The sequence below is a fragment of the Vibrio coralliirubri genome (assembly GCF_024347375.1).
Classification (GTDB): Bacteria; Pseudomonadota; Gammaproteobacteria; order Enterobacterales; family Vibrionaceae; genus Vibrio; species Vibrio coralliirubri.
Genome location: NZ_AP025471.1, coordinates 656,419 through 679,516, shown reverse-complemented (window position 1 = coordinate 679,516; position 23,098 = coordinate 656,419). Strand labels below are relative to the sequence as shown.

Sequence of the window (23,098 nt, the reverse complement as noted above, 5' to 3'; positions counted from 1 at the left end):
ATGCGCTTTGGTATGGGCTAGGCGTAGCCATTAATTACGCCTGAGCTTGAAGACAAGAGCATCAGATAAGCGAGACTATGCCTGTTGGCGAGCTAGCTTAACTTCTTCTTCTTTCTCACCTGCTGCTGGGTCGTTGAAGCGAGACTCGTCTAGAGCGCCTTCAGACTTAGCAACGATGATAGATACGGCACTATCACCTGTTATGTTTACAGCGGTACGAATCATATCAAGAAGGCGGTCAACACCCATGATTAGAGCAATACCTTCAAGCGGTAGACCAACTTGGTTCAATACCATCGCTAGCATAACAAGACCAACACCAGGGACACCTGCAGTACCAACAGACGCCAGTGTCGCCGTTAGGATAACCATTAGGTAATCACCCATTGAAAGGTCGATGTTGTACGCTTGCGCGATAAACGCCGTCGCAACACCTTGCATGATTGCAGTGCCGTCCATGTTCACAGTTGCACCTAGTGGTACTGTGAAAGAAGCGACTTTGTTGTCTACGCCCATGCGGTTCTTAGCTGTTTCCATTGTTACTGGAATTGTTGCGTTCGAAGATGCCGTTGAGAATGCAAACATGATTGCATCTTCCATCTTACGTAGGAACGTAATCGGACTAAGACCTGTGAATCCTTTAAGCATCGCACTGTAAGTCACCAAGCCATGCAACAGTAGGGTACCAGTAAGCACTAAGAAGTATTCTGCTAGGTTCCAAATTGCACTTAAGCCAAGGCCAGAGAACAGTTTCGCCATCAAGAAGAATACGCCGTAAGGAGCAAGGTTCATTAGTAGCGCAACTAGCTTCATGATCACTTCGTTTAGATCAGAGAAAACTGCAGCGATACGTTCACCGGGTTTGCCCGCCGCACTGATTGCGATACCAAACAACACTGCAAATACGATAACTTGTAACGTTTTGCCCTCAGCCATCGCCTGAATAGGGTTGGTTGGGAACATGTCGATGATAACTTGGCCCAAAGAAGGGGCATCCGCTGATTTGAAAGAGCTCGCAGCAGTAAGATCCGCACCAGCTCCAGGTTGGAACAGGTTACCGATAGTTAATGCTAGAGTGATGGCAACGGCAGTAGTACCGATATAAAGTGCAAGCGTTTTGCCACCCATACGGCCAAGAGTTGATAAGTCTTTAAGAGAACTTGTACCGCACACTAGTGAAACGAAGACTAGAGGCACAACAAGCATTTTTAAACTGGCGACAAAGATTTGTCCGCCTACTTCAAAGAGTCCGTTAACGATGTAGTTGTTAACAAATCCGCTGTCTGCAAAAAGGGATTGAATGGCAAATCCCGTTAATATACCTACGACCATACCGAGGATTACTCGACCAGTCAGAGACATAGGTTTCTTGGTATTCATTTAGAACACTCCTTATTATTTATAACTTTGATACCTTTTCAAAGTGAGCAGGAGATTAGCAGTCGGTTGTTCAAATCGAAAAACAAAAAATGAGTTTGGAATTATAGATGTGATCAAAATCACTGATAATTCCGTCAATTAAACAAAATAAAACAAAACAATTCACCATAAATTTACATTTATCGAGAGTTTTATACATAAAGCCGCCGTTTCAAAGGTAGTAAATAAGAAGAGACAATTTTCTTATCAATCTGGCCATCTTAAATAGGCCGAGCTAATAACGCTGTTTCAAAAGATTTGACGTCGATAACCACTTTTTAGCGTAAATGCTCTCTAACCATCTGTATTGAATTGGTTTTGTTTAACTTTATAAAAACGAATCTCCGACACGCCTTTACAAAACTTTACGAATGCAAAGAATGTAAATTTAATGCAAATGGTAATGGTTATCACTTATATTCTCTCTCGGAATAATTCAGTGGTACCGGAAACGGTTCAGCGAGCACATCGAATAAATAACAAAGTGCTCGTCTAAAAGAATAAAAACGGAGTAAAGGACATGTTTTCAAAGAGCCCATTGGCTTTAGTGATCGGCGCGGTATTAGCTTCACCAGCAGTATTGGCAGAAACAGTAAAAACAGACGAGCATATGGTTGTTGAAGGTCGTGACTACGGTTATAAAGCCGACACGAACACAACAGCAATGCGAATGGAGGCGACTCAATTAGAGACTCCGGGACAAGTTTCAGTAATCGATGAGCAAATCATCGATGAACAGCGTGCAACAACGCTTGGTGACGTGCTTAAAAATGACGCGAGTGTAAGTGCTGGCGGTACAAGCCGTAACCGTGAACGTTTTTCTCTACGTGGTTTCTCGGTAGAAAGCTCTTCGGGCTTCCTTAAAAACGGCCAGCAACATTGGTCTCACTACCGTCAACCAATCGAACTGCTAGAGCGTGTTGAAGTACTTAAAGGACCTTCTGGTCTTCTTTACGGTATTTCTGCACCAGGTGGTTTGATCAACATGGTAAGCAAAAAACCAACTTACGATACGCAAGTAAGTGTTAGCCAAGATATTGGTTCTAATGACCATTCTCGTACGACGGTAGACGTAAGTGGCGCTTTGAACGATGCAGAAACTCTACGTGGTCGCGCGATTCTATCTAAAGAAAGCTACGGCTCTTGGAGAACTTATGGTGACGGAACTGAACCACAAACAGAACGTTTTGTTGGTGGTGTATTCGTTGATTACGATGTAAATGAAGACGTGACAGTTTCTGTTCATTACGACAAAACTAACGACGAAGGTAGCGTAGATTCTGGCGCTTTATACACGCTAGACGGCAACCGAGTAGGTAGCGACAAGCACATCTGGGATGCACAGTGGTCACAGATCGAGAATGATGTTGAGAATGTTGGTTTTGATATTGCTGCTAACCTGACTGACACATGGTCTTTAAAAACAGGTTTCAACTACCAAGATTTCGAGCGTATCGATATGGAAAGCTACCCAAGCTTTTCAAATATGAATCCTGATGGTACGGGCACCGTGACTCAAGGCGGTAACTACCGTCATGATAAATGGCGTTTCAGAACGGCTTACGTTGATCTAACAACAACCGCTGATCTTGCGGGCACAGAGCACCAACTATTATTCGGTGCTAACTGGTTAGGCTACAGCTATTACCGTGGTATGGATCGCTTCAGCAGCGCTGAATACGCACCAGATGCAACAGTACCAGCGCCGTCAGTGGGTCCAACATCGCTAGGTAAGATGAGTACTTACGATACTTGGGGCTTCTACATCCAAGATTTGATTACTATCAATGATGAATGGCAAGTTCTTGCGGGTGCTCGTTTCGACCGTAAAGTAAGTGATGGCGTAGCAGAAGAAAACGTAGCGCCTAAGCTTGGCCTGATTTACCACCCAGCATCAAACGGTAGTATCTACGCTTCTTACTCTGAAAGTTTCGAACCACAAGGTGTTGTTTCTAGCGGAAGCCGCAACTACACCAACGATGGCGAACTTCTTGACGCAGCAACGGGCGTGTCTTACGAAGTCGGTACTAAGTGGGAACTGATGGACGAACGTCTATTCGTTTCTGGTGCGGTATTCGATATTACCCAAGAAAACATCTCAATGGATGTAGAAGACACTTCATCAGGCGATTGGACGAAGACACAAGGTGGTGAACAAGTTCACCGTGGTGCTGAGCTAGCCGCACAAGGCTTTATTTCAGAGCGCTTCTCAATGTCTGGTTCTGCAATGTACTTAGATGCTGAAATCACGAACCATGAAACATATGAAGGTAACCGTCCTGTAGACGTACCTGAGTTTGCAGCAAGCGTTTGGTCTACTTATGCAGCAACAAACGAAGTGGATGTGAACCTAGGTCTTATCTACGAAGGTTCTCGTTACGGTGATAGCGCGAACACATTCAAGAAAGACGGCTACGCTCGTGTAGATATGGGTGCTGCATACACGCTTAAGTACGACGATTCTCTTGATTTCGTAGCGCGTCTAACAGTCGAGAACGTATTTGATAAAGAATACCTAGCGGGTGGCGGTTCAACGTCTTCAAAACACCAGTTTGCTGAAGACGTAGTAATTGGCGAAGGCCGTAACTACATGGCGACTTTACAGGTAAAATACTAATTTGTTAGTAGGGTACTATTGTTAGCCTAAATACTAAGGGGAAAGTTTCGGCTTTCCCCTTTCGTGATTCTGCTATTCAGTAAAAATATCCCTAGTAATGAGAGTGACTTTTAATGATAATGAGAGTGCTTATCAATAAAATTCATTTGACCTTCTTCTATAGTAAATGACTACAATTATGAATCTTTTAAAAACTAGCCTAGCGCTTGCCATCAGTTTGGTTGCAACGTCTTCTATGGCAAACAGCTTGGATCAAGCTCAATCAATTCAAAACAAGACCAATAACGCGTCGGCTTCGAGCCAAAAGGTTATTGACAAAAGCTCACAAGCGACGTTAATGCTGCAAGCTGAGATTGAGCGTCTGCAAGAAGAAGTGAAAAATCTAGAAATCTATCACGATCACCTTGCTGCATTGGTTGAGAGCCAGAATCAAGAAGCTCAGAGCATTGAAGGGCAGATCGACGAGATCAAATACACACGTCAAGGTGTTGTGCCTTTGATGTACCAGATGATTGATGGCCTTCAGCAGTTAGTTGAGCAAGATGTGCCAATCAGGAAAGAGCAACGTCTTGAAAGAGTTGAAAAGCTGCAAGCAATGATGACTCGTGCAGATGTGAGTGATGCTGAGAAGTATCGTCGTATCCTAGAAGCTTACCAAATCGAGATGGACTACGGCATCAAGCTCGGTGCTTACCAAGGCCGTGTTGCATTGAGCAGCGACAGAACGATTGAAGCAGACGTGTTGCACCTAGGTCGTATCTCTTTGGTGGCTCGTAACTTAAATGGCAGCCAATACTGGTCTTGGAATCAAACACAAAATCAGTGGCAAGAGCTAGATTCTTCAATGAAATCTGAGCTAGATAAAGCTTACGACATTGCAAGCCAACAAGCGGCGCCAAGCCTAATTACTTTACCTGTTTCTTTAACTGTTGCGGAGGTTAAGTAATGAACTTAAAGCCATTAGCAGCATTGCTTTGCATTACGTCTATTTCATTTTCTGCTTTCTCTGCATCAGACACGACGGCTCAGCTAGTTAATAAAGCAAAATCAGAGAGTCGAACTCAAGCTTCTCACAACGTAGTGCGTGAAGCTGATTTCAAAAAGACAGAACAAGAACTGAAAGCGATCAAAGCTCAGCTTGAAGCGAAACGTACGTCTATCCAAGGTGCGACAGATGTTCTGACTCAAACCTTCAGTGATAACGAAAACAAGCTTGCTCGCTTAGAAGAGAAACTGCGTTTAGAAACCGGTAGCTTAGGCGAGCTGTTCGGTGTCGTTCGTCAAAACGCAAAAGAACTCGGCGCAGAGCTTAGCTCAACCGTGAATAGTGTTGACCGCGCTGAACACACGGCAACTGTCGATCAAATCATTGATGCTAAATCACTGCCTTCAATGCCACAGCTGACCGGTTTGTGGATGAGCATGGTTGAACAGATCCAAGCGAGCTCTGAGCTTAGCAAATCTCAAATTGCATTCATCAATGGTGAAGGCAATACACAAACTGTCGACGCTTATCGCTTAGGTTCAATCGGCCTAATAACAGACCAAGGCTATGTTAGCTGGAACACTCAGCGTGAAGATGCGATTGCGTATCTGAAACAACCATCGAATGGTCCAACTTTAGCATCGCTATCTACATTAGCGAATGGCGACGTGTCTAACGTGGTTGTCGATCCTTCTCGTGGGTTCATGCTAGAGCAACTAGCGCTAACACCAAGCCTAACTGATCGCCTTCAAGCGGGTGGTGTGGTTGGTAAAGTGATTCTTGGATTGTTGGCTATAGGCGTAATCATCGCATTAGTTCGTGGTATTTCTTTGGCTATCGCTCGCCAGAAAATTCGCGCTCAACTTAAGAACCCAGAGCAAGCGGGTGATAACCCTCTAGGTCGTGTTCTTGCGGTTTACAATAAAGAGCAAAACCAAACCGTTGAAGCACTAGAGCTACGACTTTTAGAAGCGGTAGTGGATGAGCAGACTCACCTAGAGAAAGGCTTATCTATGCTAAAACTTCTAGCAGCACTTGCCCCAATGTTGGGTCTTCTAGGTACCGTAACCGGCATGATCGAAACATTCCAAGTAATCACACAGTTTGGTAATGGCGACCCTAAAGTGATGGCGGGTGGTATTTCGATGGCGCTGGTAACAACCGTACTTGGTCTTGTTGCAGCAATGCCTCTGCTATTAGCACACAATATTCTTAGCACTCAGGCTGAAAATATTCGCAATATTCTTGAGAAACAAGGTATTGGCCTTGTGGCTGAGCAGGCAGAAAAAACGGTTGAATCAAAAGCTGTAGTTTCACCAGTTGGGACTGCTGCGTAATGGATATTTTGTCGGGTTCTCTATTACCAGCGAGTTGGTTAACGAGTGACTGGCTGCTGTCTTTATCAAGCTTTATGGAGCAGGGCGGTTTCGTCCTGTGGTGGCTCGCGGCTGTCGTCCTAGTTTATTGGGTGCTTGTAGTCGAACGTGTGCTTTATCTTGCGTTCTACTTTCCAAAGCAGCGCCAAGCTTGGATTACTAAGTGGCATGAAAGAGAAGATCACTCTTCTTGGCATGCCAAAGCCATTCGTGAAGGTTGGTTGGGGCAAGCGAGTATCTTACTTAACCAAAACTTGAACTTTATTAAGTTGTTAGTCGCTATTTGTCCGATGCTGGGTTTGCTAGGTACCGTCACCGGTATGATCTCTGTTTTTGATGTCATGGCGACTCAAGGAAGCAGTGACCCTAAATTGATGGCTTCAGGTATCTCGTTGGCAACGCTGCCAACTATGGCGGGTATGGTTGCTGCATTAGCGGGCATGTTTGTTCACGCTCGTTTAGCGAAAGTGTGTAACCGCTTAGAATTAAAATTAGAAAAATCTTTAAGGAGTCAACGGTGAGACTCGGTCGACGTCATTCTAAAAACGAAGAGGCTCAAATAGACCTTACTTCGATGCTTGATATTGTATTTATCATGCTTATTTTCTTTATTGTGACCAGTTCATTTGTTCGTGAATCAGGGGTTGAAGTCAATCGCCCACAAGCGTCTAACGTGGTAAGCCAAAAGGATGCGGGCATCTTTGTTGCGATTACATCTGCGAATGACATCTTCATCGATAAACGTGTTGTTGATGTTGAACGTGTTCAAGCAACGTTAGAACACTTGTTGCTAGAACAACCTGATGCTTCTTTGGTTATTCAAGCGGATGAACACGCTTACAACGGTACGGTTGTTAAAGTGATGGACGCCGCTAAAGGTGCGGGTGTTAAAAACATCGCGCTTGCTGCTGAAAAGCGATGATCTTGGAGGATCTTCATAAATGATTCGCCTATTTCTTGCTTTACCGCTAGCGGGTGCATTGGGCTTAGCTCTGTTTTCCTTTATGGCTTGGATGGTCGATAATGGCCACCAACGTTCACCAGATAACAGTGAAACGTTAAGTTTCAACATGGTAATGGTGGAACAAGAACAAGAAGTCCAAAGAAGACAACGTGCAGTCCCTGAAAAACCAGAAATGCCAGAGCCGCCACCGGAAGCGCAAACGTCTCAGTCACAAGCTGAAGTTACACCTCTGAATTCGATGTCTTCACTGCCTTCTTTGGATTTGAATACATCGATTGACGGCCTAGCGATTAACGCTCCGACATTTTCTGATTTTGGGTCAAACCAACAGGCAATGCCTCTGTATCGAGTAGAACCTCGTTACCCAGCTAAAGCGCTGAAGCGTGGCGCTGAAGGCCATGTGATTATGTCTTTTACCATCGATGAAACGGGACGCCCAATTGACATTCAAGTCACTGACGCAAACCCACGTCGTATGTTTGAACGTGAAGCGATGAGAGCACTTAAAAAATGGAAATATCAACCGAAAGTCGTCGATGGAAAAGCGATAGCTCAGGTTGGTCAAACCGTGAAACTAGAGTTTAAGTTGGCAAAATGATGAAACAGATATGGATATTAGTGGGCTTGTTGTTAATGCCCCTTACAACACAAGCGCAAGAGCTATCTCAATATACTGCCATTCGTGTTCAAAAGGCGCATAAGCTTGCTCAAGATGAACAGGTTAAACAGGCGATTGATGTACTCGCAGGCTTGGAGCTTTCTAAAGGTTACGACAAAGCATACGTAGCTCGTATGTTGGGTGTGTTTTACTGGCAAGATGGCAAAACTGACGCGGCGATTAAGCAGCTCACTTACGCCGTCGATACGAATTTGTTAGTCGATGAGCAAGCTTGGATAACGAAGCGCATGCTGGCTGATTTGTTGTTGAACGATCAGCAGTTTAAAAACGCGCTTCCGCACTACTACGAGTTAGTGAAAACAGCACCTGAAAAGGAAAAGAAAGACACACTTTGGATGCGAATTGCACAAGCTGAATACCAAATTGAAAACTGGTCGAAAGTACTAGTGGCCATCGGTAATCACGACAAGTTCAATTCAAAACCAGAGTTATCACCTCTATCGCTAAAACTGGGCGCACAGCTTCAGCTAAAGCAGTGGAAACAGTCTATTCCGACATTGGAAAGCCTGATTGAACTTCAACCAGAAAAAGACAACTGGTGGCGTCAACTTGTGGGTATTCAGTTAAGATTAGAACGTAATCGTGATGCATTGAACACGTTAGCACTGGCCGATCTACAAGGTGTTGAGCTGAAGAACTCAGATCGCCGTTTGTTAGCGCAGCTTTACGCGAAACGTGGAATTCCAGAGCGCGCAGCACAAGAAATTAGTAAGCTAGATGATGCGAACAGCGACGTTCAACTTCTTGCAGAGCAAGCAACCTACTGGCAGTTAGCGAAAGAATGGGACAATGCGATTGAAGTGTGGTCGTTAGCGTCTAAAAAAGACACTCAGTATCATTGGAATGTAGCTCAGCTATTGGTTCAGCAAGGTTACTACGACCGAGCTCTGGTTGTTTTAGATAAAGTGAAAGACAAAAACAAACAAGCCGACGTTGCGTTAGCGAAAGTGCGTTCATGGTACAAGCTAAAGAATCTTGATAACGCCCTTGCTCAAGCCAAGCGTGCCAATAACATTGAGCCATCTTCTGAGGCGAAAGGCTGGATTAAATACCTGACTCAGCTTAGAACGGTTAGTGACAACGGAAACGTTTAACCGCTCATCGTAAACAGAAGACAAGAACAGCGCATAAGAAACAAGAAAAGCAAAAGGGTGTCATTTGATCGTTCAAATGACACCCTTTTTAATTTAGGCGACTTAAGCCCATCTTGGGACTTTAGCTCATCTAGCGTTATTGTTCGATTGGAATGGATTGATTAAGGCTCGCACATCGTGCCACTAAGCGTTGCACTTTGAATTGCGCCACTGGTGTTAGCGACCCAGTTAATGGTGCAGTCACGATAAGGGTTCTTAAAGGCATGTAAAGTGTAACCATTATCTAGTGGTTTCTTCGTCTCAACCCAAGCATAGTTTCGAGATGCCCAAAAGCTGATAGGACGTGAGCGTTCGGTTAGATACTGCTCTTGTGCATCGGTTATGTCTGAGCCGATGTATTCTTGGACGTGCTCTTCTGTGTTGCTCATTTGGCTACTGCACGCTGTTACGAGCGCTGTAAAAGCCAAAACAATAATACGCATTTCAAAATCCCTTTAAGCCTAATTAGCTATCGTTAAATCGGTTATTAGTCTGTATTTAACAAACCGCATCAACCGAAGAGTCCGCCGTTTGTGTATGATCTTCAAAATGATCCAAAGATCAAATAGCTCCGAAGGTTAATAGTCACGAAGGTAAATAGTCCCAACTTTCATTCCTTAAAGCCACAACTGCTACCTTAAACCAACCTCAATCAAGCATGTTGATATTGAGATTTTTTGAGGTTTGACCTTACTATCGATGACCTCAAATACAAGCTATCCATTCCCTTTAGTACAAGTTAGCAAGAATATGCATACAGTTCGATTACTTCCCATGTAATGTTATGTAAATTTCCTTACGCCGCTCGGCAAACGTAAACAATGTAAATTGAATGCCAATACGAATGATTATCAACTAAATTGACGCCATAAAATTTATAGGTATTGGTTTGTATGTCGTTAAAAAGTAGGGCGGTTCAATCATGGGCTCGTCGACTTCATGTTTATATTTCAATGGCACTTCTGTTCGTTGTTCTTTTCTTCTCAGTGACAGGTATCACCCTGAATAGACCTGACTTATTTGAGTCACGCCAACCCAATATCCAACGCTCTACTTTAGAGCTTCCTACGAGTTTGTTCACGATCCAAGACGGGCGATTAAAAGCCGACGAACGTGCCTTCGAAACATTCCTGTTTGAAGAGGCCAATTTATCGGGTGTTCCTTCTGGTTTAGACATCTACGCCGAAATTGAAGACGGTGAGTTGCTTATCGGTGAAGTGTCGATGGACTTCAAAGGACCAGGTTATAACGCGTCTGTATTTGTTGACGTGACATCTGAAATGGTCGAGGTCGAAACCACGAACTACGGCGCGATTGCACTGTTGAACGACCTACACAAAGGTCGTAATAGCGGTGAGGTATGGAAATGGTTCATCGATATCACAGCGCTGCTGATGATCTTCTTTGTACTGACTGGCGTGTGCTTACTGTTACCTAAGAAAAAAACACTCAATACCTCCGTTAAATGGACGGTATTTGGCTCTGCAATCTCACTTGCTATCTATTTTGTCGCCGTACCTTAACCCTTAATTAGCTTGATGAATCAGCTTGAAGAACGAATTAAAGGTTAAACGGATTTAAAAGGTTGTTAAACATGAAAAAAATGAACTGGAGCAAGGCGCTTCTTGCTTTATCTCTTTTGCCAAGCCTAGGTATGGCACAAGCGATTCCTGATACGGCAAAACTTGATGTCAGCTTCGAGCTTCCAAAGATTGATACCTCTATGTATGCGCGTCCTTATGTGGCGGTGTGGGTAGAGAACAGCGAACGAAAATCAGTGAAAACCATTGAACTTTGGGTCGGTAAAGATGAATGGCTGAAAGATCTACGCAGCTGGTGGAGAAAAGTTGGACGTTACGACCGTGAGCTCGTTGATGCTGTGACATCCGCAACGCGTCCTGCCGGCAAGTACCGCTTTGTTTGGGATGGTAAGAGCGATGACGGTCAAGATCTAGAGCAAGGCGAATACACGGTTCATATCGAAGTGGTTCGTGAACACGGCGGCCGTAACTATCTTCGTCAGAAAGTATCACTCACAGATTCAAACGTTTCTTATGAGCTAAAGGCGACAGAAGAGACGGGTGAAATCACACTGAATTACGTCGCTAAATAGACAACGCAGCAGTGAACACCGATTGGTTTAAGAATCAGAACAGAATCGATAGTAGTCATCGTAGGCTCAGATTGAGCGACACGGCTAAAAATTATAAATAATGGAATGAACATGATGAAACAGACAAAAATGAAGGCACTTGCTCTAGCGGGTGTTATGGCGTTCGGCCTAGCGGCTACGACAACAGCACAAGCTCACCCACGCTGGATTTTGCCATCACACTTTACCGTATCGAAAGAAGGTGGTGATTGGCTAACGTTCGACGTGACGGCGTCTCACGGTACGTTTGTTTTTGATAAGCCTGCAGGCAGCGAAAATGCGCATGTCATCATGCCTGATGGCCGTAGCGAGCGTCCTAACTTTGTTGTTCGCGGTAAACGTCGTTCAATCTTCGATTTCTACTTTGAAGAAGAAGGTACACACAAAGTTGCGATTAACAACCAGCCATCTTACTACACACAGTACAAAGCGGGCCGTCGTGACACTGTGAAATGGATCAAAGCAAACAAAGCGGAACGTGATTCTGTACTACCTGAAAAGTCACGTGACGTGGTAACACAAATCAGCTTCACTCGCGCTGAAAGCTACATCACAGTAGGAAAGCCAACGGATTCAGTCTTCAAAATTGAAGGCAAGCTACTTGAAATGAAGCCTGTGACACACCCTTCAGACATCGTTGAAGGCGAACCAGTCACGTTCCAATTCTTCTACAACGGTGAAATTCAAAAAGACGTGAAAGCTGAGATCACTCGTGAAGGCACGCTTTACCGCAACCACCAAGAACAGATTGATGTAGTGAGCGACGAGAACGGCGAAATTACGTTCACTCCAGATGTAGCGGGTCGTTACGTAATGAAAGCGAACTACAAAGGTGAGTTGATTGACAACCCACTGGCAGACAAAGCAAGCGCGAACGTTCACCTAACGTTCGAAGCACTGCTTCAATAATCTGTGATGTCGGGGCTAGATCCCTGATTAAGCAACCCAAAAACTTAAGGGCTCATTTGAGCCCTTTATCGCTCAGTTTACTACTGAGAATTTGCACTGTGGCTAGGGGACGAACCATGACAATAAAAACAAAACTTAACGCATTAATGACTCCTTGCTTAGCTCTGGGACTTGGTTTCGCTGCATTACCTGCGCAAGCACACTTTCCATTGATGAGCTGCTGGTTTGAAGGCAAAACTGTGGCCTGCGAAGCGGGCTATTCAGACGGTAGTAAAGCGATTGATTACGCGGTTGAAATGTACGATTACGAAGACAACTTGATTGCAAAAGAGATGACAGATAAACGTTCTATAGTTGAATTTCCACACCCAGACACTGAGTTCTACCTTGTGTTCGATTCAGGTCATGAGTTTCCAGTTGAAGTTGATGTTGTAGAGATCAGCGAGAAATGATGATTCAAGGTGTACGTGCTGACACGGGCGGCAGAGAAGGCAAATGGGTAGGGCTGCTCATTGTGTTCATTCTGAGCTTTGCCACGGTTGCTATCCCATTTCATCAAGCAGAATCGCATATCGAAGCGGTACTTGATCATCAAATCTTAGTGACCGATGTCGAGCAAGAAAACTTGGCGATGTTGTCAGAGCTGCGCTTGGCTCATGAAGAGATTCGCGACCTGCGTATGGAGTCTGACGGCGAATGGCCAAGTGTTGCGTCACTTAAAGATGAATGGGTCGCTCCATTTGTTGAAGACCAGAGTTGGAAGCGCAAAGGTTCTCATGCTTGGTTATTGGACAATCGTGGTTATTACTTCTCTACGCCAAGCGAATATGCGACATCAAGTGAACAAGCGGCGCCAACCGATCATGGCTTCGCTGATTCCTTTATTTTGAACGCCAACAGTGTCTCTCCTGAAATCTGGATTTTTTTTGGTGGCGTAGCAAGTCAACCGACTAATTTTGATGAGAACACACTTGAATCTGCTGGCTGGAAAATGGTCGTCAATGAATCAGAAGTTGATCTGCATGACGCTTCTTCTCATTAAACAATCCGGCTTATAAAAATGTTCACTAATAATAAGAGATTTACTATGCGAATTATGACTCTAATGATGTCGTTATTGGCGGTGTTAATGACACCCAATGCATTGGCAAAAGAATACAAGGTCGACAGCGATAAGCTGACGATTGGCATAACCCTTCAGCCTTACTACAGCTATGTAAAAGCCGTGGTGGGTGACAAAGTGAACATCCTTCCTTTGGTTGATGCTGGCTTTAATCCGCATAACTACTTACCACAACCGAACGACTTGAAACGTTTGAGCCAGATGGACGCCATCGTGGTAAACGGTATTGGCCATGACGACTTCGCACTAAAAGTCATTTCAGCTGCGCAACGTGATGACTTAGTGGTGATCGAAGCGAACAAAGAAGTGCCTTTACTTCCAGCATTAGGCCAGTCTGTGGGTCAAGGCGCGGTGAATCCGCACACGTTTGTTGGACTTTCGACAACAATTCAAAAGGTTTACACCATCGCGAGTGAAGTATCTAAGCTCGACCCAGACAACGCGGCTTTTTATCGTAAGAATGCACGTAAATACGCAAAGCAATTTCGCTTTATGAAGCGCGATGCGATGTTGTCATTAGGTGAGTTAGATACTTCAGGTATGAAGGTGGCGACCACCCACAATGCGTATGGCTACATCCTTCAAGAGTTTGGTGTGGATGTTGCGGCGGTGATTGAGCCTGCACACGGTGTTGAACCAAGTGCGAGTCAGCTGCAAGAGACGATCGAAAAGATCCGTGCATCGGGCATTGATGTGTTGTTCTACGAGCTAAACATGCCAAATCGTTTTGTTGACACGATTGAAGCGGAAACAGGTGTTCAGCTTTACCGTTTCTCTCACATGACGCATGGCGAATATGAAGACGACAAAGTTGAAGTTGAGATGAAGAAGAACCTAGAAACGCTGATCGAAGCAATGAAATTTGCAGCGGCGAATCAAGCTAAAAGCGGGAACGCATAATGTTAGGTCCATCGATTTCAATCAATCAACTTGGTCTGCAATACGACAACAACGTCATTCTTGACGATATTTCACTCGAACTTAAAGCGGGTGAGTGCCATGTAATCATGGGGCCCAACGGCGGTGGTAAAACCTCTTTGTTGCGCTCTGTTCTAGGATTGACGCCTTTCTCTGGGCAAATCAATATTCATTGGCCAGAAAAGCCAAGTATCGGTTACGTTCCTCAAAAAGCGACCTTCGAATCGAGCTTGCCTTTGACGGTCATGGATTTCGTGTTGCTTAACCAAACTCGAATTCCGCTATTTTGGCGTCGTAAGTCCAAGCAATTAGATCTTGCATTAGCACAATTGGATCGCGTCGGTATGGCGACTCGTAACGATCGCCGAATGGGACAGTTGTCGGGTGGTGAGCAGCAACGTGTGTTGTTTGCTCAAGCGCTATTGGATAACCCAAGTCTATTGGTGTTGGACGAACCAACGACCGGTATGGATGAACAAGGCGTTCGTTATCTTGAATCACTGATTTGTGAATGTGTTGACGAGGGTCGCACGATCCTTGCGGTTCACCACGATGTAACCGCAGTACGTCGCCTTGAAGCCAATGTACATGTTGTGAATCGATTCTTGGTGGATAGTGGTCCACACGAACAGGTACTACATCCAAGTAAGATTGAAAGCTTATTCCAGCACTACAGCAGTGGCGCTGCGACGACCAAACCGAAGGAGGTTGCGTGATGGATTGGTTACGACAACTTGCCATAAGTGGCGTTGAAGCGGGTTGGCTGTCAGACAGCTTCATGTATGCGTTCATGGTCAATGCACTGGTTGCTGCATTGTTACTGGGCCCGTTACTAGGTGGCCTCGGTACTTTGGTGATTGCCAAGCGTCTGGCTTTCTTCTCTGAAGCGGTAGGCCACGCGGCATTAACCGGTATCGCTATAGGTGTGTTGCTAGGCGAGCCACCAGAAAACCCAATTATTGGTCTGTTTAGTTTCTGTATGATCTTCGCTCTGCTTCTTCACTTTGTAAGAAACAGAACCAATGTGCCATACGATACCTTAGTTGGCGTTTTCCTTGCTTTAGCGTTGGCAGTGGGTGCGGCATTGCTGATGTACGTAGCGCGTAAGATCAACATCCACATGCTTGAGAACGTACTATTTGGTTCGATTTTGACGGTAACAGACCAAGACTTAGCAATTCTTGCGGGCAGCTGCGCGATCATCATTTTGCTCTTGATACCGACGTTCAACCGTATTCTTTTGACCTGTATCAGCCCGGATATTGCCAAGGTTCGTGGTTATAACACCAGTTTCTACGACTATTTGTTTGTCATGATGATCACCTTAGTGACGATTGCAGCGGTGAAGATCGTAGGTGCTGTTCTGGTTGGCGCGTTATTACTGATTCCAGGAGCTACCGCTCGCTTGCTAACTAAACGCATGGGCAGCTTTGTATTGCTGTCGGCGTTACTGGCAACGGTCGCGTGTTTAGTTGGAACCGTCTTACCTATGGAATTGAAACTACCAGTACCTTCGGGCGCTTCAATCATCATCGTTTCTGCGACATTTTTCCTAGCGGCAACGCTATACCGAATTGTAAGAAAGGCATAATCATGACTTCTTTAATGAATCGTATCTCAAGTTCAGTGAAGGCAACGACTCAAGTAGGCGCACTAACTAGCTTATTGTTGGCTGGCTCAATGGTGTCTATCAGTGCTAATGCCGAGGATATCCTCACCAGTACGCCTGTGACTTATGCCTTGGCGACAGAGCTAACCAAAGGCACTGAAATTACCACCGAATATCTGCCACCAAAACGCTACGGCATTGATCGTCTGCCAAATTGGTTTGGTACAAAGGGGGCAAGCAAAGTGCTTCAATCCGGTAAAAAGGCGACGGTAGCAGTGACGTTGTCATCCATCTGGCAAGTTGACCCAACTTTTGTTTACGCAAGACAGGGCAATATCCATTTGGTTGAAGTAGATGCTGCTCAAGCGATCACACCGCGCGCGCAAGGTGTTGCCGCGCTGACGTTATCAAATGGCGATGTGTCTAAATACGCATGGTTAAACCCAACCAACTTAACGCGCATGGCGGCGATTGTTGCTGATGACTTTAAGTTATTGTGGCCAGCGCAAGCTGAGACCATTGATAGCAACCTACAGCGTGTAATGCTTGATGTGCGTGAGCTGATTAACAAACAACAAGCGGTGTTATTGGATAACGACGTAGATTCAGTCTTGTTGCTCTCAGAAAGCTTGGAAGATTTCGCTTCAGGTACTCAACTGTTTGTTGAAGAACGTATGTTCAAAGCTGAACTGGAATGGACAGAACAAGACAAAGCCAAACTCAAAGCGATGTTTTCAGAAGACGATGCACTATGGTTAGTCACAGCGAAAAAGCCAACTAACTTAATTAAGTCTCTAGTACCTAACGAGCGTATCTTGGTAGTTGATTCCGTTGACCGTTGGGGACGAGCGGGGATTAATGCAAAAGCGCCGTTTGCACGCTGGGAAGTTCAGCCTTTCAAAGGTTAAGTGGCTAAAATAAGTTAGCTAATAAACCACGTAATGAAAAAAGTACGATCAAAAAAGCAGCCCAATGAGAGGTAATGCCGATCAGTTAAGTAAAAAAGACTGGTTGAACGATCCTCCAAGGATGTCAAAATCCGAGTGTTTCTTTAACACTCGGATTTTTTATGTTTCTTAGACAAGCCCTTAATCAAGTCCATAACTTCTCTCCAGAACAGCTCTCAGGGTTATCAGACCTGCTGTCCCCGGAACTCGTCGAACAGTGCCTCCAAGAATCTGGGGTTGCGACTATTCGAAAGCGCAGGTTACCAATGGAAATGATGGTTTGGAGTGTTTTAGGGATGTCCCTTTACCGTCATTTATCGATGGATAAAGTAGTCTCGCAACTTGATATTCTCCTACCGGGTAAGAAGCCATTCGTCGCACCTAGCGCTGTCATACAGGCACGTCACCGACTTGGTTCCGACGTTATGGAAGCCGTGTTCAATCACACTCAACGACTTTGGCACCGCAAGACTCCTCATCCCGATTGGCATGGGTTAACACTTCATGCTGTAGATGGTGTTGTGTGGAGAACACCAGACACTAAAAGTAATGATGAGCATTTTAGTAGAACAGGCAATAAAACAACGATATCTGACTACCCTCAAGTGAGAATGGTCTGCCATATGGAGCTGACCAGTCATTTACTCAACAGCGCTTCATTCGACTCAGTATCTAAAAGTGAAGTCGACCTTACGATCCCGCTTATTGAACAATCTCCCTCAAACAGCTTAACTATTTTTGACCGCGGATTTTACGCCTTGGGCTTACTGCATAAATGGCAAACCAGTGGCGATGAAAAACATTGGCTGCTCCCATTAAGAAAAGGGGCTCAATACACTGTGTTATCGAAGGTAGGCCGAGGACAAGAGCTCGTTGAGCTCAAGCTATCACCTCAAGCTCAAAAGAAGTGGGTTGATGCCCCCAAAACTCTCCAAGCTCGTTTAATCACAAAGACGATTAAAGGAAAAGAAGTCCGACTATTAACGTCAATGATAGACACGATGAAATATCCTGGTGCTGATATCGCCGAACTATATAGCCATCGTTGGGAAATAGAGTTGGGGTATCGTGAGATGAAGCAATACATGCTTCAGAACCAACTTACGTTAAGAAGCAAAAAGCCAGAGTTAGTGAATCAAGAGCTTTGGGGAATGCTGGTTGCTTACAATCTACTGCGGTTCATGATGTGTCAAATGGCCTATCATCAGAAGTCAGTGATGCCTTATCAAATCGGCTTTAAACAGGCTTCATTATTCCTTGTTGGACAGCTTCAATTATTACCAGCGGTCGCACCGGGACGAATCCCAGAAGTAATAAACTACATACTGGATATGTCAGAAAGCTTTGTTTTACCTGAGAGGCGAGAACGAAGTTACCCAAGAGCAGTAAAAAAGAGGCCTTGTCGCTATGCGACAAGGCCTCCAAGAAGACGCTAAACGATGCTTAACTTACAAGCATTAGCCCAATGAGAGGCTGCTTTTTTTGTTCTTGTCTGTTGGCTCGTGGAAGAGTGTCAGACAAGGGAACTGCGAGTTTACAACTTACTCTGCAGCTTTTGTCTCTTCGGCTTCAACAGTCGCTTCAACTGTGCCTTCGGCTTGCTCTTGAGCGGCTTTAGCCTGTTCTTCAGCTTCCATTTTTGCACGGTCAGCTTTAGAAATGTAGCGAGGCTTGTTGCTACTATGCAGTTTAGAATTCGCCTGTTTCTGCTTCTTTTTTAGAATTTGATTGATTTTTTTCTTACGGTTCATTGCTGCATAGCCTTGTATTTAGTTTAGGCGGTGGAGGATAATCATTTTAGCTCTAGAACTCAATATTTACATGGTATTCAGCAAGGAAAATATCACTATGCAGGCCGTCGAGACCGAACGTTTACGATTAAGAATGATCACGCCTCAAGATGCGGCGTTTATTCAGCGATTATACAGCTCAGAAGATTTCCTGCGTTACATTGGAGACAAGGAAATCAGCGACACTGACAAGGCCGTTGAATACATCAAAAACAACATTCTTAAGATGCATGAAGAGAAGGGTGTTTGCCTATTGATGGTTGAAATGAAGGACGCATTAACCCCAATTGGTATTTGCGGGTTAATTAAAAGAGATAACCTAGAGTCGCATGATATTGGCTATGGCTTTGTTCCAGAGGTGTATGGACAAGGTTTTGCTCAAGAAGCGGCACAAGCAATAATTGAACAAGCTAAACAGAATGCTGATATCGATCATTTAGTTGCCATCACTACCTCTGATAACATTCGAAGCATCGCACTGCTAACTAAGTTAGGTTTTGTGTTTGAGCGAATCGAAGACGTATTAAGTGAAAGCGTCAACCTCAACCTGTACGGTTTATCTCTGGGCAATTAATCATGTTTCAACATAACAACATTCTACAAGGCGAACTCGCAACCGAGTACAAAACCGTGATTGCGATGGTGCACATCTACTGTAAAGATCATCACGGTGCAGTGCGTCAGAATGGCGCGTTATGTGAAGAGTGTGATCAACTGTTACGCTATGCCGAAACACGACTTGACCGTTGCCCTTATGGTGAAGCCAAACCGACCTGCAATAAGTGTCCGATTCATTGCTATAAGCCCGATCCTAAAGAGCAGATGCGTTTAGTCATGCGCTATGCTGGGCCAAGAATGTTACTCAAGCATCCGATTTTAGCGATCAGACATTTGATACATGAAAAGCGAAAAGTGCCTGAGAAGCCGCTGCCGAATGTGTCGAACCGCCATATCCGAATGAATAAGAAGTAACTTACGTTTTAAAGTGGTTGCTGAAGAAACGAAAAAGGTCTGATTGCTCAGACCTTTTTGATGTAGATACGCTTCTATCTCAGCTTCAATGTAGCCAAATAGCCAAATAGCCAAATAGCCTATGCCGCTTGAGGCTCGTCGTAGGTCACTGTGAGGTTGTTGATCCAGCGTCGGCTTAGGTAACGATCAGAACAAATTGCCAGTTTCACCACTTCTTCTACCAACATCAAACCATAGATGTATTTGAAATCCCATCCAGCGACAAACGCGCCGTAAACACACTGGAATACCGACCATCCACATCGCGATGAAATCCATACGCAGGCAGAACGCATTATCGCCACCAGCACGAATGATACCGTTAATGATCACCATGTTCAGCATACGAATCACCACAGCAAAACACATAATGGTCATTGCAGGTGAAGCGAGCGGGTAGAGCGCCTCTGTAGAAAGGTTCAGCCATGTTAGAACATGCTCTTTGCCCATAAACAGTAGCAATCCGACAACCGCGCCAAATCCAACGACGGCTTTAATGAATGTCAGCCCCATGCTCATTGCGTCATCAAACTCATCACGGCCTAATGAATGACCAAGCAGCACTGAACACGCTACCGAAATACCAAAGAAAATCGAATAACACAACGATTCAAACGGTGCGAGCATAGAGAACACGGCAAGTTCCGTTGTGCCCATGTGACCGAAGATCATTTGGTACGCCATAGTGCCCATTGCCCATAACACGGCATTCATCGTTAGTGGCAAAGCAATACGACGGTAAGACAACCATAATGACGGACGATGAGGTGAGCTAGGCGTGGTTAACAACCAGTGTTTACGCATGCGCATGTAGCCATACATCAAGCCAACTTGAATCGCGCGAGCGAGTGTCGTCGCCAGTGCCGCACCTGCTACGCCCATAGCGGGAATACCAAAGGCACCTTTGATTAGAACGAAGTTAAGCGCAATGTTGAGTGCAATGGTCACCGCGCCCAACAGTAGCGGGGTTACGGTGTCACCTGAAGAGCGCATGCTTGCTTCTACTACGACAACAATGTGAGTCAGCAGTAGAACAGGGAAGCCATACCATAGGTAAGTCGCGCCAAGTTCAATCACGGTTTGATCGCTGGTTTGCAACATCATTAAAAACTGAGAACCAAGAGTGATGATTGCAGTAACAGGCAGCAGAACTTTTAAGCCAAACACCATCGCGATAGATGATACTGTTCGCGCGCTTTTTCGGTCATTCTTTCCCCAGTATTGAGCAACTAATGTTCCGTTTGCTGAGGCCAACCCTGCCATAATCATAATAGCAACGAAGTGCCATTTTGATGCAATTCCCACAGCCGCAGCTGCTTCCATACCATAGTCACTGACCATTAAAACGTCAGCAAGGGCAAGAATAGCGACAAGTGCACTTTGCAAAGCAACAGGTAAACCCAGTTTAACGATACGAGGTAAGATGCTCTCTGGCTTGTTATTCATAGATGAGTTAGGGTTGATGTTAGTTGTCATAAGCTCTCCGATTTATGGCAGAACTATAGTGATTTGAGCGAAGTAACAACATGTTTAAAAAACAACAAAACCTGTGCGAATCCGTCATTGATTCAATGCGACCAAAATCAAATTGGCATGATGATGTTTTTCTCGCCGAACAGTGCAAAGAACGTTTTTTGACCGTTGAAGATATTCCAGAGATGAAAAGCTTCGGTGTCTATATGGGCGGCATGGCGAAGCTATATGATGGTTATTGGGTTGAGCGCGAATCCGTTAATGTTCATACGTTGATTTTCACTATGGAAGGTGGCGGCATTCTAACAACCGCAACATCGGTTCAAGCGATTACGCCGTATACACTCGTGGTGCTTCCTGCTGAAACCCCATTTCGTTTTGAACTCGATCCTCAATATAATTACTGGAAAATGGCGTGGATGTTGACGCCTGACACTAAGCAATGGCAGCACATAGCTAGTTTAGGACAGGGGATTGTGCCTTTTGGAGAGTGTGAGCAGATCTGGTCATTAATGAACTTGGTTTACTTGGAGATAGGCGGTAGAGCCAGTTACCGTAAGTTACTCTTGAGTGAAATTATCCGAACATTGACGGGGTTTGAGCCTAAGTCGACCAGTACCACTGCACGTGTTCAAGCGCTCTATAATGAGATTGAAAGTAGTCTGCACCAGCCATGGACAGTGGCAGGGATGGCCGAAAGAGTGTTCATCAGTGAAGAGCAACTCAATAGAGTCACTAAGACGCTATTCAACCTCTCACCACGCAGTAAATTGATTCAATTACGCATGGATAAAGCCACCAGTCTGCTGAAATATCAAGATTGGTCAGTCTCTATGATTGCTAATCGCTTAGGCTACAAAGATCCTTATAACTTTTCGCATCGTTTCAAAAAGCATTTCGGTTTGTCACCCAGTCAATATCGAAAGAGTCATCGACTTCCTGGTTAGCCTTACATGTTTCCTCGATCAATTACGCAAGATCAAACTTTTCAGTAATATTACTGTATTGAGCTATCTATCAATTTAGTATTTTTGCTCTATTCGATAGTATTGGAAATATCTCAGAAGACGACTGCTTATGCAACATGAGGAATTAATGCAACAAGTTATCAGCGAGACGGATGATTTAGAGCTCCCGTCAAAGCTCATTTTAAACAACAAAGAGTTTCGTTCAGGCACTAAAATCGTACGCAAGCAGGGCTGTGGTTCGATTGTCGGAACGCTTTCAGGGCCTCACCGTAAAGTACTTTTTTATCTTTATCAGAACAAAGGCCAAGTAGTCAGTAAACAAATTTTGAAGCGTGTAGGTTGGGCCGGTAAAGCGGTGACATGTGCGTCTGTATTGGTGGCTATTTACGAGATCAGAAGAGTTCTTGATTGCCGTTGTATTCAAACCGTTTCCAACGAAGGGTATGTTATGGCGGACTAAATAATCCTCTATTTATATCCTGTTAATATCTTAATAATAAAAATTTAATCTCTTTACCGTACGAATTCCATTGATTATCGTCAAATCTAAAACGTCCAGTTATAAGCGACGTTATATAAATACGACTGAATCTGACTTTGTCGCTGGCTATATAGTAAGGGAATGATACAAAAATGGACTCTTATCCTGTAATAGAAACGAACCACTCTGAAAACAACGTAATACTTGAATTAAACGGAAAAATTGTTGAACTCAACACCAAACTTATTCGCAATGTAGAGAATGGCTACGTACTGGCTACCATGCCATTGGCGTACCGAAAGATCATTTTATTTATGAATCGACATCGAGGTGAATTGTTCAGTGTTGGTCAATTAAAGAAGATTGGCTGGGAAAGTGAAAAAGTAACTAACTCTTCGGTGATTGTTGCGATATCTGAAATAAGATCATTATTCGGAGATGGACTAATCATTACCATTACTGGTGAAGGTTACGTATTTCAACCTTAACGTTCAGAGGTAATTGATTTTATTTTCTGATTGTTGATGTTTATTGTCGTTATTTC

Annotated in this window: 24 protein-coding genes and 2 pseudogenes; 22 read left to right on the top strand and 4 right to left on the bottom strand. The window is 44.5% G+C overall.

Going from position 1 to position 23,098, the window contains the following annotated elements; genetic code table 11:
• Positions 1-75: 75 nt before the first annotated feature.
• Positions 76-1,380, bottom strand: coding sequence for a dicarboxylate/amino acid:cation symporter (locus OCV20_RS19585; RefSeq protein ID WP_048612623.1), 1,305 nt, complete (start codon positions 1,378-1,380; stop codon positions 76-78).
• A gap of 559 nt (positions 1,381-1,939) precedes the next feature.
• Here OCV20_RS19585 and OCV20_RS19580 point away from each other — a divergent pair.
• The 7 genes from OCV20_RS19580 to OCV20_RS19550 all read left to right on the top strand — a co-directional run bounded on the left by OCV20_RS19580 (position 1,940) and on the right by OCV20_RS19550 (position 9,134).
• The gene (locus tag OCV20_RS19580; RefSeq protein WP_086775925.1) at positions 1,940-4,036 is read left to right on the top strand and encodes a TonB-dependent siderophore receptor; all 2,097 of its coding nucleotides are present in this window, start codon (positions 1,940-1,942) and stop codon (positions 4,034-4,036) included.
• 178 nt (positions 4,037-4,214) lie between these two features.
• Positions 4,215-4,982, top strand: a complete 768-nt coding sequence (locus tag OCV20_RS19575) for a DUF3450 domain-containing protein (protein WP_050622345.1) — start codon at positions 4,215-4,217, stop codon at positions 4,980-4,982.
• A complete protein-coding gene (locus tag OCV20_RS19570; protein ID WP_086775926.1) occupies positions 4,982-6,358 on the top strand; it encodes a MotA/TolQ/ExbB proton channel family protein in 1,377 nt (458 codons plus the stop codon). The genes OCV20_RS19575 and OCV20_RS19570 overlap by 1 nt, the downstream gene beginning before the upstream one ends.
• The gene (locus OCV20_RS19565) at positions 6,358-6,918 is read left to right on the top strand and encodes a MotA/TolQ/ExbB proton channel family protein (RefSeq protein ID WP_004731144.1); all 561 of its coding nucleotides are present in this window, start codon (positions 6,358-6,360) and stop codon (positions 6,916-6,918) included. Before OCV20_RS19570 ends, OCV20_RS19565 begins: the two co-directional genes overlap by 1 nt.
• The gene (locus OCV20_RS19560) at positions 6,915-7,319 is read left to right on the top strand and encodes an ExbD/TolR family protein (RefSeq protein ID WP_004731145.1); all 405 of its coding nucleotides are present in this window, start codon (positions 6,915-6,917) and stop codon (positions 7,317-7,319) included. The genes OCV20_RS19565 and OCV20_RS19560 overlap by 4 nt, the downstream gene beginning before the upstream one ends.
• Positions 7,320-7,338: 19 nt before the next feature.
• A complete protein-coding gene (locus OCV20_RS19555; RefSeq protein ID WP_048612627.1) occupies positions 7,339-7,959 on the top strand; it encodes an energy transducer TonB in 621 nt (206 codons plus the stop codon).
• Entirely contained in the window at positions 7,956-9,134 is a 1,179-nt protein-coding gene (locus tag OCV20_RS19550) for a tetratricopeptide repeat protein (protein ID WP_086775927.1), read from the top strand. Before OCV20_RS19555 ends, OCV20_RS19550 begins: the two co-directional genes overlap by 4 nt.
• Before the next feature lie 161 nt (positions 9,135-9,295).
• On the opposite strand, the gene OCV20_RS19545 is transcribed toward OCV20_RS19550, so the two are convergent.
• Entirely contained in the window at positions 9,296-9,616 is a 321-nt protein-coding gene (locus tag OCV20_RS19545; protein WP_048612629.1) for a hypothetical protein, read from the bottom strand.
• Between the two features lie 450 nt (positions 9,617-10,066).
• Here OCV20_RS19545 and OCV20_RS19540 point away from each other — a divergent pair, with 450 nt between their 5' ends.
• The 10 genes from OCV20_RS19540 (at position 10,067) to OCV20_RS19495 (ending at position 18,267) form a co-directional block, all read left to right on the top strand.
• Entirely contained in the window at positions 10,067-10,696 is a 630-nt protein-coding gene (locus tag OCV20_RS19540) for a PepSY-associated TM helix domain-containing protein (RefSeq protein ID WP_086775928.1), read from the top strand.
• A 71-nt stretch (positions 10,697-10,767) separates the two neighbouring features.
• Positions 10,768-11,286 carry a DUF2271 domain-containing protein gene (locus OCV20_RS19535; RefSeq protein ID WP_086775929.1) on the top strand — a complete coding sequence of 173 codons (519 nt, stop codon included), beginning with the start codon at positions 10,768-10,770 and terminating at the stop codon, positions 11,284-11,286.
• Positions 11,287-11,397: 111 nt separating this feature from the next.
• Positions 11,398-12,234, top strand: a complete 837-nt coding sequence (locus OCV20_RS19530) for a DUF4198 domain-containing protein (protein ID WP_048612632.1) — start codon at positions 11,398-11,400, stop codon at positions 12,232-12,234.
• A 116-nt stretch (positions 12,235-12,350) separates the two neighbouring features.
• Positions 12,351-12,686, top strand: a complete 336-nt coding sequence (locus tag OCV20_RS19525) for a hypothetical protein (RefSeq protein ID WP_017062543.1) — start codon at positions 12,351-12,353, stop codon at positions 12,684-12,686.
• Positions 12,683-13,276, top strand: coding sequence for a DUF6162 family protein (locus tag OCV20_RS19520; RefSeq protein ID WP_086775930.1), 594 nt, complete (start codon positions 12,683-12,685; stop codon positions 13,274-13,276). The genes OCV20_RS19525 and OCV20_RS19520 overlap by 4 nt, the downstream gene beginning before the upstream one ends.
• 45 nt (positions 13,277-13,321) lie before the next feature.
• On the top strand, positions 13,322-14,257 hold the full coding sequence (locus OCV20_RS19515) for a metal ABC transporter solute-binding protein, Zn/Mn family (RefSeq protein WP_086775931.1): 936 nt from the start codon (positions 13,322-13,324) through the stop codon (positions 14,255-14,257).
• Positions 14,257-14,991: a metal ABC transporter ATP-binding protein gene (locus OCV20_RS19510; RefSeq protein ID WP_086775932.1), complete on the top strand. Its 735-nt coding sequence runs from the start codon at positions 14,257-14,259 to the stop codon at positions 14,989-14,991. Before OCV20_RS19515 ends, OCV20_RS19510 begins: the two co-directional genes overlap by 1 nt.
• Complete coding sequence (locus tag OCV20_RS19505; protein WP_048612637.1) at positions 14,991-15,866, top strand: metal ABC transporter permease; 876 nt, start codon at positions 14,991-14,993, stop codon at positions 15,864-15,866. Before OCV20_RS19510 ends, OCV20_RS19505 begins: the two co-directional genes overlap by 1 nt.
• A 2-nt stretch (positions 15,867-15,868) precedes the next feature.
• Positions 15,869-16,792, top strand: coding sequence for a metal ABC transporter substrate-binding protein (locus OCV20_RS19500; protein WP_086775933.1), 924 nt, complete (start codon positions 15,869-15,871; stop codon positions 16,790-16,792).
• A 161-nt stretch (positions 16,793-16,953) separates the two neighbouring features.
• Positions 16,954-18,267 carry an IS4 family transposase gene (locus OCV20_RS19495; protein WP_086775497.1) on the top strand — a complete coding sequence of 438 codons (1,314 nt, stop codon included), beginning with the start codon at positions 16,954-16,956 and terminating at the stop codon, positions 18,265-18,267.
• Between the two features lie 105 nt (positions 18,268-18,372).
• Here the strand turns inward: OCV20_RS19495 and OCV20_RS19490 are convergent, their stop codons facing one another.
• Positions 18,373-18,582 carry a DUF2986 domain-containing protein gene (locus OCV20_RS19490; RefSeq protein WP_048608234.1) on the bottom strand — a complete coding sequence of 70 codons (210 nt, stop codon included), beginning with the start codon at positions 18,580-18,582 and terminating at the stop codon, positions 18,373-18,375.
• A gap of 97 nt (positions 18,583-18,679) precedes the next feature.
• On the opposite strand from OCV20_RS19490, the gene OCV20_RS19485 reads away from it, so the two are divergent.
• Together OCV20_RS19485 and OCV20_RS19480 are read left to right on the top strand one after the other, a co-directional pair.
• Positions 18,680-19,195 (top strand): GNAT family N-acetyltransferase, encoded by a 516-nt coding sequence (locus OCV20_RS19485; protein ID WP_086775696.1) that lies wholly within the window; start codon positions 18,680-18,682, stop codon positions 19,193-19,195.
• A 2-nt stretch (positions 19,196-19,197) separates the two neighbouring features.
• Complete coding sequence (locus tag OCV20_RS19480) at positions 19,198-19,593, top strand: nitrous oxide-stimulated promoter family protein (protein ID WP_048612640.1); 396 nt, start codon at positions 19,198-19,200, stop codon at positions 19,591-19,593.
• A 119-nt stretch (positions 19,594-19,712) separates the two neighbouring features.
• Here the strand turns inward: OCV20_RS19480 and OCV20_RS19475 are convergent.
• Positions 19,713-21,108 (bottom strand): annotated as a pseudogene (locus OCV20_RS19475) (MATE family efflux transporter).
• A gap of 50 nt (positions 21,109-21,158) precedes the next feature.
• Between OCV20_RS19475 and OCV20_RS19470 the strand changes: the two are divergent.
• From OCV20_RS19470 to OCV20_RS19460, 3 genes and pseudogenes are all read left to right on the top strand, one after another.
• On the top strand, positions 21,159-22,052 hold the full coding sequence (locus OCV20_RS19470) for a helix-turn-helix transcriptional regulator (protein WP_086775697.1): 894 nt from the start codon (positions 21,159-21,161) through the stop codon (positions 22,050-22,052).
• Positions 22,053-22,136: 84 nt separating this feature from the next.
• A pseudogene (locus OCV20_RS19465) lies at positions 22,137-22,559 on the top strand (winged helix-turn-helix domain-containing protein).
• A gap of 147 nt (positions 22,560-22,706) precedes the next feature.
• Complete coding sequence (locus OCV20_RS19460; protein ID WP_048608244.1) at positions 22,707-23,042, top strand: winged helix-turn-helix domain-containing protein; 336 nt, start codon at positions 22,707-22,709, stop codon at positions 23,040-23,042.
• The last annotated feature ends 56 nt before the right edge of the window (positions 23,043-23,098 follow it).